Origin of the sequence: Ancylobacter sp., from assembly GCF_965249975.1 — a bacterium.
Lineage (GTDB): Bacteria > Pseudomonadota > Alphaproteobacteria > Rhizobiales > Xanthobacteraceae > Ancylobacter.
The window spans coordinates 469,656-484,395 of the sequence record NZ_CBDFNE010000020.1 but is presented as its reverse complement, the minus strand read 5'-3'; the positions used below and the strand labels follow the sequence as shown (position 1 = coordinate 484,395).

Genomic DNA, 14,740 nt, shown 5'->3' with positions numbered 1-14,740 from the left:
GCGGCCGCTGCATCCCCTCAAGGCCCCTGCGCGCTTTTCCCGTGTCGCCGACCTATGGTACACGCACGCTCCGCGCCCGCCATGCTTCGACGCCGCCCTGCGGCGCAGACGGAAGAAATATGTCCGAGACCGTCGTTACCCGCTTCGCCCCCTCGCCCACCGGCTTCCTGCACATTGGCGGCGCCCGCACCGCGCTGTTCAATTGGCTCTATGCCCGCGCCAAGGGCGGCACCATGCTGCTGCGCATCGAAGACACGGATCGTCAGCGCTCCACGCCGGAAGCGATCGACGCCATTATCGACGGGCTGAAATGGCTCGGCATCGACTGGTCGGGCGAGGTGATCTACCAGTTCGCCCGCGCCGGGCGGCACCGCGAGGCGGTGGAACAGATGATCGCCGCCGGCCGCGCCTATCCCTGCTATGCCAGCGCGGCGGAGCTGGAAGAAATGCGCGAGACCGCCCGGAGGGAAGGCCGCCCGCCGCGCTATGACGGTCGCTGGCGCGACCGCGACCCCGCCGAGGCGCCCGCCGATCGCAAGCCGGTGTTCCGCCTGAAGGCGCCGACCGAGGGCGAGACCGTCATCGACGATCTCGTGCAGGGCCGGGTGGTGATTCCGAACAAGGACCTCGACGACCTGGTGCTGCTGCGCTCCGATGGTACGCCGACCTATATGCTCTCGGTGGTGGTGGACGACCATGACATGAACGTCACCCACATCATCCGCGGCGATGACCACCTGACCAATGCTGCGCGCCAGACGCAGATCTACCATGCGCTGGGCTGGGAGGTGCCGAAGATGGCACACATCCCGCTGATCCATGGGCCGGACGGGGCGAAGCTCTCCAAGCGCCACGGCGCGCTCGGCGTCGATGCCTATCGGGCCATGGGCTACCTGCCGGCAGCGTTGCGCAACTATCTTGTCCGCCTCGGCTGGAGCCATGGCGACCAGGAGATCTTCTCCACCGAGGAGATGGCGCAGCTGTTCGATCTCGACCGCGTCGGCCGCTCGGCGGCGCGTTTCGACTTCGCCAAGCTGGAGAACATCAACGGCCTCTATATCCGCTCCACGCCCGATGCCGAGCTGATCGCGGCCATCGACACGCTGCTGCCGCACATTCCCGAGGGCGCCACCATTGCCGCCGCGCTCACGCCCGAGCGCCGCGCACAGCTGCTCGCCGCCATGCCGGGGCTGAAGGAGCGCGCCAAGACGCTGATCGAACTCATTGAAAGCGCCGCCTATATCTGGCGCGCCCGCCCGCTGCCGCTGGAAGAAAAGGCGCAGGCGTTGCTGACCGAGGAGGCGCGCCGCCTGCTGGCGGCAGCGTCCGTTCAGCTCGCCGCGGTGAGGACGTGGAATGCGGCGGAGACCGAGGCGGCGGTGCGCGCGGTGGCGGAAGCGCAGGGCGTCAAGCTCGGCATGCTGGCGCAGCCGCTGCGCGCGGCGGTGACCGGCAAGACCACCTCGCCCGGCATTTTCGACGTGCTCGCCGTGCTCGGCCGCGAGGAGTCGCTGGCCCGCATCGCCGACCAGACCGGCCGCGCCGCGCAGGCGTAAGAAACCGTTCTAGCACATGGCGGAAGCGCGGACGCAAGGGTTTCGCGCCCGCCCGGCGGCCGCATTGCGGCAGCGTTTTCGCTGCGCTTGCGAGGGCGGATCGAAACCGCTACGACTTTGACCATGGGCCGCAGCGAGACACCCCCCGTCTCCTACGCACAGCGCCAAACGGCAGGCGCGGCCCCTCGCCAAGACGCGATCCGTTTCAGATCCGTTCGTTCCTAGGTTCAGGGAGACCCGCATGGACGCCAGCCAAAGCAACGCGCCAAAATCCGCCACGCTCACCATTGGCGATGAAAGCTGGGAGCTGCCGATCCTGAACGGGACGATCGGTCCTGATGTGATCGATATCGCCAAGCTCTACGCGCAGACCGGCAAGTTCACCTACGATCCCGGCTTCACTTCCACCGCCTCCTGCGAAAGCCAGATCACCTATATCGATGGCGACGAGGGCATCCTGCTCTATCGCGGCTACCCCATCGAACAGCTGGCCGAGAGCGACTTCCTCGAGACCTGCTACCTGCTCCTCTATGGGGAGCTGCCGACCGCCGCGCAGAAGGCGGATTTCGACTACCGCGTCACGCGCCACACCATGGTGCATGAGCAGATGAGCCGGTTCTTCCACGGCTTCCGTCGCGACGCGCACCCCATGTCCGTGCTGGTGGCCTCGGTCGGCGCACTGTCCGCCTTCTACCATGACAGCACCGACATCTCCGATCCGCAGCAGCGCATGATCGCCTCGATCCGGATGATCGCGAAGATCCCGACGCTGGCGGCCATGGCCTACAAGTACTCGATCGGCCAGCCCTTCGTGTACCCCAAGAACGACCTGGACTACGCCTCGAACTTCCTGCGCATGTGCTTCTCGGTTCCCTGCGAGGAGTACAAGGTCAACCCGATCCTCTCGCGCGCGATCGACCGCATCTTCATCCTCCATGCCGACCACGAGCAGAACGCCTCGACCTCGACCGTGCGCCTCGCCGGCTCGTCGGGTGCCAACCCCTTCGCCTGCATCGCTGCCGGCATTGCCTGCCTGTGGGGACCGGCGCATGGCGGCGCCAATGAGGCAGCGCTGAAGATGCTTGGCGAGATCGGCTCGGTGGACCGCATCCCCGAGTTCATCAACCGCGCCAAGGACAAGAACGACCCGTTCCGCCTGATGGGCTTCGGTCATCGCGTGTACAAGAACTACGATCCGCGCGCCAAGATCATGCAGCGCACCTGCCATGAGGTGCTCGGCGAACTCGGCATCAAGGACGACCCGCTGCTCGACATCGCCGTGGAACTGGAGCGCATCGCGCTGCAGGACGAGTATTTCGTCGAACGCAAGCTCTACCCGAATATCGATTTCTACTCGGGCATCACCCTGCGCGCCCTCGGCTTCCCCACCTCGATGTTCACCGTGCTGTTCGCCCTCGCCCGCACCGTGGGCTGGATCGGCCAGTGGAAGGAAATGATCGAGGACCCGAGCCAGCGCATTGGCCGTCCGCGCCAGCTCTACACCGGCGCCACGCAGCGCGACTACGTGCCGATCGCCCGCCGCAAGTGACGGCAGCGCCTCTTCACTGAGACGAGCGAAGAGAACCCCGCTTTCCGGTCTGGAAGGCGGGGTTTTTCAATGCGGAGTTCATTCCTGATCAGGCCACGCGACGCCGCTGCGCCAACGTCTCCAGCACCGCCCGCGCCGCGCGCCGGCTCGGCGGTTCGCCCCCCTCGCCCATGACCGCATCGAGCCGCGCAAAGGCGGCAAGCTGCGCCTCGCGCTCCGGCCCGCCGGCAATCAGCCGCGCCAGTTGCGCCGCCATGGCGGGCGGGTCGATGTGCCATTGCAGATATTCCGGCATCGCCGGCTCATCGAGAATGAGATTGGGCAGGATCGCCGTCTTCACCCGGATGATGAAGGGCGCGATACGCCCTTCCAGCCATGGCACGCGGTAGGCGGCGACGGTCGGCACGCCCGCCAGCGCGAGTTCGAGCGTCACCGTGCCCGACGCCGCCAGCGCCGCCCGCGCAATGCGGAAGGCCGCGCGCTTCTCCTCATCGCTGACAACGATGCGCGGTTTCACCGCCCAGGACGCCACCATCTCCTCGATCTGCGTCCGCCGGGCGGGCAAGGTCGGCAGCACCAGCTCGACATCTGGCATCTCGGCCCTCAGACGCTCCAGCACCTCACCGAAGGTCGCGCCGAGCCGCGCCAGCTCCGAGCGCCGGCTGCCGGGCAGCACCAGCAGCACCGACGGGGACGCGGCGCGGCGGGCAGCCTCCGCCGCATCCGGCCGCAAAGTGGCGAGTTCCCCGAGCAGCGGATGGCCTACATAGGTGGTGGGCGGCCCACCAAGCGCGTGCATCGCCTCCGGCTCGAAGGGGAGCAGCGCCAGCACCCGGTCGACATGCGGCGCCATGGCCCGCGCCCGCCCGGGTCGCCAGACCCAGACCGTCGGGGCAACATATTTGACGATCGGCAACTCCGGCAGGCGCGCACGCACCTTGCGTGCGACACGGTGGGTGAAGTCCGGCGCATCGACCAGCACCAGCACGTCCGGCGGGTCGGTCACGATGGCGCGCACCGTCTCGCCCATGCGCCGGAGAATGCGCGGCAGCCCGGCCACGACCTGCGCGAAACCCATGGCGGTGATGTCCTCCATGGGGAAGAGCGGCACAAGACCCTGCGCCTGCATGCGGGCCCCGCCGACGCCGCGAAAGCGCACCGCACCCGGATGCAGCGCCGCGAGTTCCGCCATCAGCCCGGCGCCGAGCACTTCGCCCGATTCCTCGCCGGCGACGATGAATACATCGAGCGGCGCTTCGCCGCTCATAAGGAGCCTCCATCGCCAGGCTCGAAGCCGAGGATGAAAAGCCCGGCCTCATCCGCGCGGCGGATCAGTTCCGCACCGTCGGCAACGATGACGCCGCCGGCCTCAACCGCGATGCCGGCAAGCCCGGCACGCACCGCACCCTCCACCGTGCGCGCGCCGAGCGACGGCAGGTCGATCCGCCGATCCTGGCCCGCCTTCGGGCGCTTCACCAGCACGCCGCAACGCGCCGGCATCTTGACCCGGCCATTACTCCGTAGCTCCGACACCCGCGCCAGCATGAGATCGGTGCCTTCGGCCGCCTCGACCGCCACCACATGGCGGTTCATCACCACCAGCCCCTGGCCGATATCGAGCGGCCCCATCACCGCGAGCGCCTCGCGCCCGCGGGCGATATCGGCGCGCGCAGCCGCATCCGGCGCGACCGCGCCGAGCTGGCCCGCCGGCATGAGGATCTCCGGCGCCACTTCATGCGCACCGACGAGCCGGAAGCCCGATTCCTCCATCAACCGCCCAAGGCCGGTGAGCAGGAAATCGTCACCGCCGCGAAACAGCCTGAGCACGCGCGGCATCAGCCGCAGCGTCGTCCAGTCGAGCCGGAGATCGCGGATCCGCGGACGCAGCACATTGCCAATGAACACCACATCGCGGCAGCCGCGGCGGCGCATCTCTCGCTTCAGGAAACCGAAACCGCCCAGCGACACCCACTCATGCCGCCAGGCAGCGAAATCCGCGTCGGCAAAGCCGCGCACCGGGAACAGCACCACCGGGCGCCCGGCCCTGCGGGCGCCCTCGGCTACGGCGAGGGGAAATGTGCCGCCGCCGCAGATGATCGCCAGCGGCGCGGCGCTCTCCACCACCCGGGACGGCGCCTCAGGCGGCGTCGGGTTCGGCGCCATGGTCGGCCGCATCGCTGGGAACGATCAGACGGCGCTTGGCGCCGCTGCGCACGAAATCGATCACCTGCATCACATTGGCATCGTCGCCATAGTGCCCGGCGACGCGCTCCACCCGCTCGGCCAGCGTGCCGCCGGAATAGAACAACTCGCGATAGGCGGCACGCAGCGCGTGGATCTGCGGCCGGGTGAAGCCGCGCCGCTTCATGCCGATGATGTTGAGCCCGCCGAGCCCGCTGCGGCCATAGATCAGCGCGCCGAAGGGGATGAGATCGTGCTGCAGCCCGCACAGCCCGCCGACAATGGCATTGTCGCCGATGCGCACGAACTGATGCACCGCCGACAGGCCGCCAAGAAAGACATTGTTGCCGACCGTGACATGGCCGGCGAGGGTCGCGTTGTTTGCGAAGATCACATGGTTGCCGACGATGCAGTCATGCGCGACATGGGCGTTGACCATGAAGAAGCAATTATCGCCGACCACCGTCTCCATATGGCCATTGGCCGTGCCGGTGTTCATGGTGACATGCTCACGGATGATGCAGTCGCGACCGATCACCAGCTTGGTCGGCTCCCCCTTATAGCCGAGCGACTGTGGCGCGGAGCCGAGCGCGGCGAAGGGATGGACGACCGTTCCCGCGCCGAGCGTGGTGTGGCCGCTGACGGCGACATGCGAGAGCAGCTTGACGCCCTCGCCCAGCACCACATGCGGACCCACCGTGCAGAACGGGCCGATCTCGACGCCGGCGCCGAGAACGGCACCCGCTTCCACCCGCGCCAACGGGTCGATCTTCGCCTCGGAAACAGTCATTTACGTCCCTCGCGGGCGATCATCGCCCCGACCTCGGCCTCGGCGACGATCTGGCCGTCGACCTTCGCCTCGCCACGGAACCACCACATGTTCCGCCGCTTGGACATCTGCGTCATGTGATATTCGAGCACGTCGCCCGGCACCACCGGCTTGCGGAACTTCGCCTTGTCGATGGTCATGAAATAGACGAGCGACGGCGCACCGTCTTCCGGCCGGTCCAGCAGGCAGATGCTGCCGGCGGTCTGGGCCATGCCCTCGAGAATGAGCACGCCGGGCATGACCGGATTGTCCGGGAAATGGCCCTGGAAATGCGGCTCATTGGCGGTGACGTTCTTGATGCCGATCGCCTTCCGGTCGCCTTCGATGCCGACGATCTTGTCGACCAGCAGAAACGGATAGCGGTGCGGCAGAGCCGCCAGAATGCGCTTGATATCGGCGGTGCCGAGCGCTGTCGGCTCGACTGCGGCTTCGACCTGCACGTCCATTCCTTCATTGCCCCTGTTGTTCGCCGCGACGGGCGCCGATTTCGCCGCGCCCGAGGCGCTGGACCGCCATCACCTCGCGGAACCAGTCGCGCATCGGCTTGGCGGGAGAGCCCCCCCATTCGACACCCGGCGGCACGTCATCCTTCACATTGCTCGACGCGGCGATGCGCGCGCCGTCACCGATATGGACATGGCCGATGACGCCGACCTGCCCACCCAGCATGACGAAATCGCCCAGAGTCGCGCTGCCGGCAATGCCGGCCTGCGACACCACGATGCAGTGCCGGCCTATAACCACGTTGTGCGCGATCTGCACCAGATTGTCGATCTTGGTCCCCTCACCGATCACCGTGTCGCGCAGGCCGCCACGGTCGATGGTGGTGGAGGCGCCGATCTCGACATCGTCCTGCAGGATGACGCGGGCGATCTGCGGAATCTTGGCGTGCCCCTTGGCGCCACCGACATAGCCGAACCCGTCCTGGCCGATGCGAGCGCCGGGATGGATGATGACGCGATCGCCGACCAATGTGTGCTGCAGCGTGACGCCAGCGCCGATGGAGCAGTGACGACCGATGCGCACCCCCTGCCCGATCACGGCGCCGGCCGCGATCACCGTACCCGTCCCGATCTCCGCCCCGGCCCCGATCACCGCGCCGGGGTCGACCGTCACATCCGCTTCCAGCCGTGCCTGGGGATGGACCATCGCCCCGGCGGCGACGCCGGATTGGCCGAACATCGAGCCCGGCTGAAGGCTGCTGGCATAAAGCCGCCGGGCGACGATGACGAAGGCGGCGTGCGGCTTGGCCACGCGAAGCGCGACCGTGCCGGCCGGCACATGGGCGGCGAAGCGCTCGGTGACGAGGCAGGCGCCGGCACGGGTGGCGCGGAGCGCCGGGACATGGCGGGCACCGTCCATAAAGGCGAGATCGTGCGGACCGGCCTCTTCGAGCGAGGCAACACCGGAAAGGCGCACAGCCGCCGCATCGGGCCCGAGCGCCGCAGGGTCCGACGCGACTAGCGCCGCGATTTCGGCCAGTGTCAGCGCCGCCGGCACCGGATGGAAGAAGGGATCGTTCATCGCCGCCTGTCGACTGCCGTGGCACTTCCCAAACGCATGGGCGGCCCGGATGACCGGACCGCCCTGCATCTCATGAGATGGAGTGTATCAGAAGGTGGTGCCGCCGCTGAAGCGGAACTCCTGAACCTCGTCGTACCATTCCTTGGTCAGCGCCCAGGCGTAGTCGAACCGCAGCGGACCGAAGGGCGAGGCCCAGATCAGACTGACACCGACCGAAGAGCGCACCGCATCACTGTCGGCGACGCAGACATTGGCCGTGCCCTGAGTCTTCGAACCAGAGAACGCGCTGCAGTCGACCAGATTGTTCTGCCAACCCGGGATGTTCGGGAAGGTGGTGTTGCCCTGGTAGTCCCACAGCGAACCGGCATCGGCGAACACGGCGAACTTCAGGCCGAAATCCTTGGGCAGGAAGGAGAGCGGGAACTGAACTTCCGCTGTCGCACCCCAGAACATCGTGCCGCCGAGCGCGTCCATATCCTGACCAAAGGCACCGGACGCAAGGTCGCGCGGGCCAATACCGTTCGGCGCGAAGCCACGGACGAGGTCGGGACCCTTGAAGAAGTTATCGGTGATGCGCAGGTCTTCATTGCCCCAGGCGGCGACATTACCCGCCTGGCCACGCAGCAGCAGCACCGCATCGCCGACGACCGGCATGTAGTAGCGGGCGTCGAAGGTGGTGCGGACATACTGCGAGTCGCCACCGAGACCGGCAAAGTCCTGCTTCAGCTCCAGCAAGTAACCGTTGGACGGGTTCTTGTTGTTGTCGAGCATATTGTAGGACAGCGTGTAGCCAACCGACGAGGTGACGATGGACTCGTTGTTGATCTCCAGCAGCGCCCACGAAATGTTGTTGTACAGTTCGTCGGTAACACTGACCGAAATCTCCTTCTGCGACAGCATATAGCGCAGGCCGAGGGTCATTTCGTCGGTGAGCGGGAGAGCGACGCGCAGCGTACCGCCGGCGGTCTGCGTGTCGTACTGGCTGTAGCTGGTCGCGCTGGTGGTCTTCCAGAACAGGTCGAAGCCGGCCGCCATGCGGTAATCGAGGAAGTACGGCTCGGTGAAGCTGAAATCGGCGCCCTGCACGTTCTCGCCGAGCTGGCCGGCCAGACGGACATACTGACCGCGACCGAGGAAGTTCTTCTCCGAGATCGCCACTTCGCCGATGAAGCCGTCCGTCGTCGAATAGCCGCCCGAGACCGAGAATTCACCGGTGGGCTGATCCTCGACCGTCACCACGAGGATGATGCGGTCCGGCGCTGTGCCGGGCTCATTGGTGATCTTCACGTCCTTGAAGTAGCCGAGGTTGCGCAGACGGCGCTCGGCACGGTCGACCAGCACGCGGTTATAGGCGTCACCCTCAGCGAAATCGAACTCGCGGCGGATAACCCAGTCACGGGTACGGGTGTTGCCGCGGATTTCGATGCGCTCGACATAGACGCGCGGACCTTCCTCGACGGCGAACACCAGCGAGATGGTGCGGGTCTCGACATTGCGGTCGCCGCGCGGACGCACCTGGGCGAAGGCATAGCCGGCCTTGGAGACCTCGATGGTCGCGTTCTCGACCGACTTCTCCACCAGCTCGGCATTGTAGACCTGGCCCGGCGCCACGCGAATAGCGGCGCGCAGGTCCTTGATGTCCACGTCTTTGATGCCGGACACGACATCGACCGTGCCGACGCGATACTGCGGGCCCTCGTCGATCACATAGGTGAGGACGAAGCCGTCGCGCTGGCGATCGAGATCCGCCGTCACCGAGATGATGCGGAAATCGGCATAGCCGTGCTTCAGATAGAAGCGGCGCAGCAATTCTTGGTCGGTGTTGATGCGGTCGACATCGTAAATGTCGGAATTCTTCAGCCAGGAGAGCCAGTTGGTCTCGGTGGTGGTGATCTCGTCCTTCAGCTTGTAGGCCGAATAGGCCTTGTTGCCGACGAACTTGATCTCGGCCACGCCGAGCTTGTCGCCCTCCTTGATCTCGAAGACGAGATCGACGCGACCCTGGCCACGCTCGATGATCTTCGGCTCGACGCGCACATCGTAGCGGCCGGCGCGGCGATAGATATCGATGATGCGCTGCGTATCGGCCTGAACCGTGGTCTTGGACAGCGGGCTGCGGGCCTTGGACTGCACTTCGAGCGACAGCTGGTCGTCCTTGACCTTCTTGTTGCCCTCGAAGGCGACGCGGTTGATCACCTGATTCTCGACGACGGTCACAACCATCCGCCCACCGCGGTTGCTGATGGTGACGTCGGAGAACAGCCCGGTGGCGTAAAGCCCCTTGAGCGCTTCGTCGATCTTGGCCGGCGTCAGCGACTGGCCGGGCGAGGTCTGGAAATAGGAGCGGATGGTTTCGGCATCAACGCGCTGATTTCCCTCGACGACGATGGAACTCGCCGACTGAGCCATGGCCACCCCGGGCGCCATGACGGCGCCGGAAACACCGCCGACCGCCACAAGAAGGGCAAAGCCGACTGCCGACGCCAATCTACTCACGAACCGGGAACGAGCCATTTGGTGCGCAACCTTACCGTTGTTCTGGGAGACGACCACCGGCACACCCAAAGATGCGCAACCGGCGACACTCCTCACCCTGCACTCCGTTTGATACAGACTTTTCCAGAGCCTGCAAACCGGACCTGCCGCTTTCTGTGCCTTTTCCGGACGGCGTGTCCGCTTGGCAACGCCGTCCCGAATCCTCGTCAAGATTTTGATATATTGAGAATATCGTTCCACGTTGCAAACAGCATCAACATCAGCACGAGCGCCAAGCCGATGCGGAAACCCACCTCCTGGGCCCGTTCGCTGAGCGGCCGGCCGCGCAGCGCCTCAATCCCGTAGAAAAGCAGGTGTCCGCCGTCCAGTAGCGGTACAGGAAAGAGGTTAAGAAGTCCGATCGACACCGACAACACCGCCGCCAGCTGCAGCAGGGCCGCGATTCCGAAGGTCGCGACCTGCCCGGACACCTGGGCGATGCGGATCGGGCCGCCCAGTTGGTCCGCACGCTCGCGTCCGGTCACCACGCCGCCGAGATAGCTGAAGGTGCGATCGACGATGAACCAGACCTCGGCCGTCGCCTGGGTCACGGCCTGGACCGGGCCGAATCGCTCGGTGCGGACCTGCCCTCCCCCGGTGTCGCGGGAAATGCCGAGCACGCCGATGCGATGCACATTGCCAAAGGTGTCGGTGACTTCGCGCAGATCCGGCGTCGCTTGGAGCGTGAGTCGCTGCCCGCCGCGCTCGACCTCGATGGCGAGCGGCTCGCCGGCATTGGCGCTGACGACGCGCTGCATGTCGCCGAACGAGTCGATCTTGGCGCCATTGATGGTGAGGATGAGGTCGCTCGGCTGGAAGCCGGCGCGCTCGGCGGCGCTACCGGCCTGCACCGCATCGACCTGCGGCGTCGTCACCTGCCGGCCGACCGTCATGAACAGGCCGGCGAAGATGACGATGGCCAGGATGAAATTGGCGATCGGTCCCGCCGCCACGATCGCCGCCCGGGCGCCGACCGACTTGTGGAAGAAGCTCTCGCGGCGCTCCGTCTCGCTCATGTGCGAGATCGCCCCGCGGTCGGGGGCGCTGGCGGCGTTCTCGTCACCGAGGAACTTCACATAGCCGCCGAGCGGAATCGCAGAGAGCTTCCAGCGCGTGCCGTGTCGGTCGTTGAAGCCGACGATCTCCGGCCCGAAGCCGATCGAGAACGCCACCACCCGCACCCCGGCCCGCCGCGCGACCCAGAAATGGCCCAGCTCGTGGAAGAACACGACGATCGTCAGCACGAACAGAAACGGCACGACATAGCCGAGCAGCCAGCCCGCGGTGCCGCCCATCGAGGCAAGAAAGTCCATCAGCGATTTCCCAGACAGGCACGCCGACGGGCGCGCCGCATATTCCATAAGGAGCGTTTAAGGCGAAGGTGGGTAAAATGCGGCGCGATGTCGGAATTTACGGCCGGAATCGCGTGCGACCTGGCAGCGCGGGCTGGCAGCGCGGGGAGCCCCCGGCCGCTTCACCACAGCAGGAAGCCGCGCGCGGGCGCGTCCGGCGCGCGCAGCAGACCGATCAACAGCATAACCGCCGCCGCCGCGATGAAACCGTCGAGCCGGTCCATCAGACCGCCATGGCCGGGAATGAGATGGCTGGAATCCTTCACCCCGAAACGCCGCTTCATCGCCGATTCGAACAGGTCGCCGCCTTGGCTGGCAAAGCTCGCCAGCAGCGCGACCGGGGCAGCGATCAACGCGGTCTCGACCCTCGCGAGGTACAGCGTCGCCATCCCCGCCAGCATGCCGAACAGCGCCCCGCCGAGCGAGCCTGCCCATGTCTTGTTCGGGCTGACGCGCGGCCAGAGCTTGGGGCCGCCGATGAGGCGACCGCAGAAATAGGCGGCGATGTCGGTCGACCAGACGACGGCGAGCAGCCACACCAGACTCACCAGGCCGAGGCTACCGTCCTGCCGCAGGATCAGGGTTGGCAGCGCCAGCGCGCCGGCATAGAGCACGCCGAACGGCGCCCATGTCCGCCGTTCGCGGTTGGAACGTGCCACAAGGGCGGCCGTGATGGCGCCAAGCACCACAATTCCGATCGCGGCGGGCGGCGGGCGGATGGCGAGCAGCAGGACGGCCACGACAAGTGTCGCGGCGCCGATCACCAGCAGCGGCGTGCGGGGCTTGGCGCCGATCATGCGGAGCCATTCCCACAGCACGATCACCGAAGAGAGTGCGACGAGAGCACTGAAGGCCCAGCCGCCGGCCACGGCGACCAGCACCACCAACGGCCCAAGCACGAGGGCCGAAGCGAGCCGCGGCAGGAAATCCTCTCCGATCCGCAAGAGCTCAGCTTTCCGCCGCTTCGACGCCGCCGAAGCGGCGCTCGCGACGACGATACTCGCAAAGCGCCTGCTCCAGCCAGCTGCGATCGAAATCCGGCCACAGCACGGGCAGGAAGACCAGTTCGGCATAGGCCGCCTGCCACAGCAGGAAGTTCGACAGGCGCTGTTCGCCGCTGGTGCGGATGACGAGATCGAGCGGCGGTAGCCCCGCCGTGTCGAGCGCCTCCGCGAAACGTTCCGGTGTGATGTCCTCGGGACGCAATTGACCGGAAGCAACCTGCCGCGCCAGCGCCTGCGCCGCGCGGGCGATTTCGCCACGCGCGCCATAGTTGAACGCCACGGTAAGGCGCACCCCGGTATTGTCGCGGGTCAGCGCCTCAGCTTCGTCGAACAGCGCCTGCACTTCGCTGTCGGTCGGATGTCCCTCGCCGATGATGCGCAGGCGGACATTCTTGGCATGAAGCTCTTTGAGATCGGAGCGGATGAAGCGCTTCAGCAGCCCCATAAGCTCGCCGATCTCCCGCTCCGGCCGGGACCAGTTCTCGCTGGAGAAGCTGTAGAGGGTCAGCGCCTCGATACCCAATTCCCGGGCATCGGCCACCGTGCGGCGGACAGCTTCGGCGCCCCGCCGGTGCCCTTCGAAGCGCGGAAGCCCGTGGCCCTTCGCCCATCGCCCGTTGCCATCCATGATGATGGCAATATGGCGCGGCACCGGGAAGAGAGACGCGGCAGCGCCCCCTTCGGTCTCGATGGCGGCCCCAGAGGCCTCGCCGCGCCTTGCAATGTTCACGGACCCCCCCATGGCGCCCTTATCGGCGCCCGCCGATCAAACCGCGAGGATTTCCTTTTCCTTCGCGGCGACGACCTGATCGATCTCGGCAATGAACTGGTCCGTCGCCTTCTGGACCTGGTCAGCGAGCCGGTCGAGGTCGTCCGAGCTCATCTCGCCGTCCTTTTCCGCCTTCTTGATGACGTCGAGCCCGTCGCGGCGCACATGGCGCACCGACACGCGCGCGGCCTCGGCGTATTTATGCGCGACCTTGACGAGTTCCTGGCGGCGATCCTGAGTCAGCTCGGGGATGCGCACACGCAGGACCTGCCCTTCGGTCTGCGGGTTCAGGCCCAGATTGGAATCGCGGATGGCCTTCTCGACCGCCGCCACCATTCCTCGGTCCCACACCTGAACCGACAGCAGGCGCGGCTCCGGCACGTTGACCGACGCGACCTGGTTCAACGGCATGTGGCTGCCATAGGCATCCACCTGGATCGGCTCCAGCAGGCTGGCCGAGGCGCGGCCGGTGCGCAGGCCCGAAAGCTCGGTTTTGAGAACGGAGATCGCGCCCGTCATGCGGCGCTTGATATCGGCAATGTCGATCGGACCAGTGCTCATCACGAACCTCATTCATTCATCAGCCGGCCCGAGGCCGACGGGCGCCGGTTGGCGGCTTATCCAACCTAACGGCGCGCATGGCAAGCGTTAGGCGACAACCATGCCCGCACCACGGGCGCGGGACGCCAATTTGGTGACAAAGGCTACGGCGCTACCGTCGTGGAGCGCCCCTCGCCGCGAATGGCGGCGGCAATCGCCCCCGGCTCGCGGATTGAGAACACGACGATCGGCAGCTTCGATTCACGCGCCAGCGCGAAGGCGGCGGCGTCCATCACCTTCAGGTCTTTGGCCAGCGCCTCATCATGGGTAAGCCGCTCATAGCGCCGAGCCGAGGGATCGTGCTTGGGGTCGGCGGTGTAGACGCCGTCGACATTGGTCGCCTTCATCACCGCATCGCATTCGAGCTCGGCGGCGCGCAGCACGGCGCCGGTATCGGTGGTGAAATAGGGGTTGCCCGTGCCGCCGGCCAGCAGAACGACGCGCCCGCGCCCCAGATGGCGCGAGGCGGTCTGGCGGGCATAGGGCTCGCAGATGGTGGGCATGGGAATGGCGGAAAGGGTGCGGGCGGGAACGCCGGCCTTCTCGACCGCCTTCTCCAGCGCCAGCGCGTTCATCACCGTCGCCAGCATGCCCATATGATCGGCCGTGGCACGGTCGAGCCCCTGACCCGCAACGCTGGCGCCGCGCAGAATATTGCCGCCGCCGACGACAACCGCGATCTCGGTTCCGGTGGCGCGGGCCTCCACGAGATCCTGGGCGATGCGCTCGATGGTCGGCCAGTGCAGCCCGAACGCCTCGTTCCCCATCAGCGCCTCACCGGACACCTTGACCAGGACGCGCTCGAAAAGGGCGCCGTGCGGCTCGGGGATCGACATGGGGC

Annotated in this window: 13 protein-coding genes; 2 read left to right on the top strand and 11 right to left on the bottom strand. The window is 66.7% G+C overall.

Annotated features, from left to right (window positions below):
• Positions 1–119 precede the first annotated feature (119 nt).
• Together gltX and gltA are read left to right on the top strand one after the other, a co-directional pair.
• Positions 120–1,556, top strand: a complete 1,437-nt coding sequence (gltX, locus tag ACP2AH_RS20245) for a glutamate--tRNA ligase (protein ID WP_425107442.1) — start codon at positions 120–122, stop codon at positions 1,554–1,556.
• Positions 1,557–1,797: 241 nt separating this feature from the next.
• Positions 1,798–3,105 carry a citrate synthase gene (gltA, locus tag ACP2AH_RS20240; RefSeq protein WP_307018028.1) on the top strand — a complete coding sequence of 436 codons (1,308 nt, stop codon included), beginning with the start codon at positions 1,798–1,800 and terminating at the stop codon, positions 3,103–3,105.
• Positions 3,106–3,193: 88 nt separating this feature from the next.
• On the opposite strand, the gene lpxB is transcribed toward gltA, so the two are convergent.
• The 11 genes from lpxB to pyrH all read right to left on the bottom strand — a co-directional run bounded on the left by lpxB (position 3,194) and on the right by pyrH (position 14,735).
• Complete coding sequence (lpxB, locus tag ACP2AH_RS20235; RefSeq protein WP_425107441.1) at positions 3,194–4,372, bottom strand: lipid-A-disaccharide synthase; 1,179 nt, start codon at positions 4,370–4,372, stop codon at positions 3,194–3,196.
• Positions 4,369–5,268: an LpxI family protein gene (locus ACP2AH_RS20230; RefSeq protein WP_425107440.1), complete on the bottom strand. Its 900-nt coding sequence runs from the start codon at positions 5,266–5,268 to the stop codon at positions 4,369–4,371. Before ACP2AH_RS20230 ends, lpxB begins: the two co-directional genes overlap by 4 nt.
• A complete protein-coding gene (gene lpxA / locus ACP2AH_RS20225) occupies positions 5,243–6,076 on the bottom strand; it encodes an acyl-ACP--UDP-N-acetylglucosamine O-acyltransferase (protein WP_425107439.1) in 834 nt (277 codons plus the stop codon). Before lpxA ends, ACP2AH_RS20230 begins: the two co-directional genes overlap by 26 nt.
• Entirely contained in the window at positions 6,073–6,561 is a 489-nt protein-coding gene (fabZ, locus tag ACP2AH_RS20220; RefSeq protein WP_425107438.1) for a 3-hydroxyacyl-ACP dehydratase FabZ, read from the bottom strand. Before fabZ ends, lpxA begins: the two co-directional genes overlap by 4 nt.
• Before the next feature lie 4 nt (positions 6,562–6,565).
• A complete protein-coding gene (lpxD, locus tag ACP2AH_RS20215) occupies positions 6,566–7,639 on the bottom strand; it encodes a UDP-3-O-(3-hydroxymyristoyl)glucosamine N-acyltransferase (RefSeq protein WP_425107437.1) in 1,074 nt (357 codons plus the stop codon).
• Between the two features lie 87 nt (positions 7,640–7,726).
• On the bottom strand, positions 7,727–10,153 hold the full coding sequence (bamA, locus tag ACP2AH_RS20210) for an outer membrane protein assembly factor BamA (protein WP_425107436.1): 2,427 nt from the start codon (positions 10,151–10,153) through the stop codon (positions 7,727–7,729).
• 188 nt (positions 10,154–10,341) lie between these two features.
• Entirely contained in the window at positions 10,342–11,487 is a 1,146-nt protein-coding gene (rseP, locus tag ACP2AH_RS20205) for an RIP metalloprotease RseP (RefSeq protein WP_425107507.1), read from the bottom strand.
• A 161-nt stretch (positions 11,488–11,648) separates the two neighbouring features.
• On the bottom strand, positions 11,649–12,470 hold the full coding sequence (locus ACP2AH_RS20200) for a phosphatidate cytidylyltransferase (protein WP_425107435.1): 822 nt from the start codon (positions 12,468–12,470) through the stop codon (positions 11,649–11,651).
• A 4-nt stretch (positions 12,471–12,474) separates the two neighbouring features.
• A complete protein-coding gene (locus ACP2AH_RS20195; protein WP_425107434.1) occupies positions 12,475–13,272 on the bottom strand; it encodes an isoprenyl transferase in 798 nt (265 codons plus the stop codon).
• 24 nt (positions 13,273–13,296) lie between these two features.
• Positions 13,297–13,860: a ribosome recycling factor gene (gene frr / locus ACP2AH_RS20190; RefSeq protein ID WP_244376411.1), complete on the bottom strand. Its 564-nt coding sequence runs from the start codon at positions 13,858–13,860 to the stop codon at positions 13,297–13,299.
• A gap of 143 nt (positions 13,861–14,003) precedes the next feature.
• Positions 14,004–14,735 (bottom strand): UMP kinase, encoded by a 732-nt coding sequence (gene pyrH / locus ACP2AH_RS20185; protein ID WP_244376410.1) that lies wholly within the window; start codon positions 14,733–14,735, stop codon positions 14,004–14,006.
• Between the last annotated feature and the right edge of the window lie 5 nt (positions 14,736–14,740).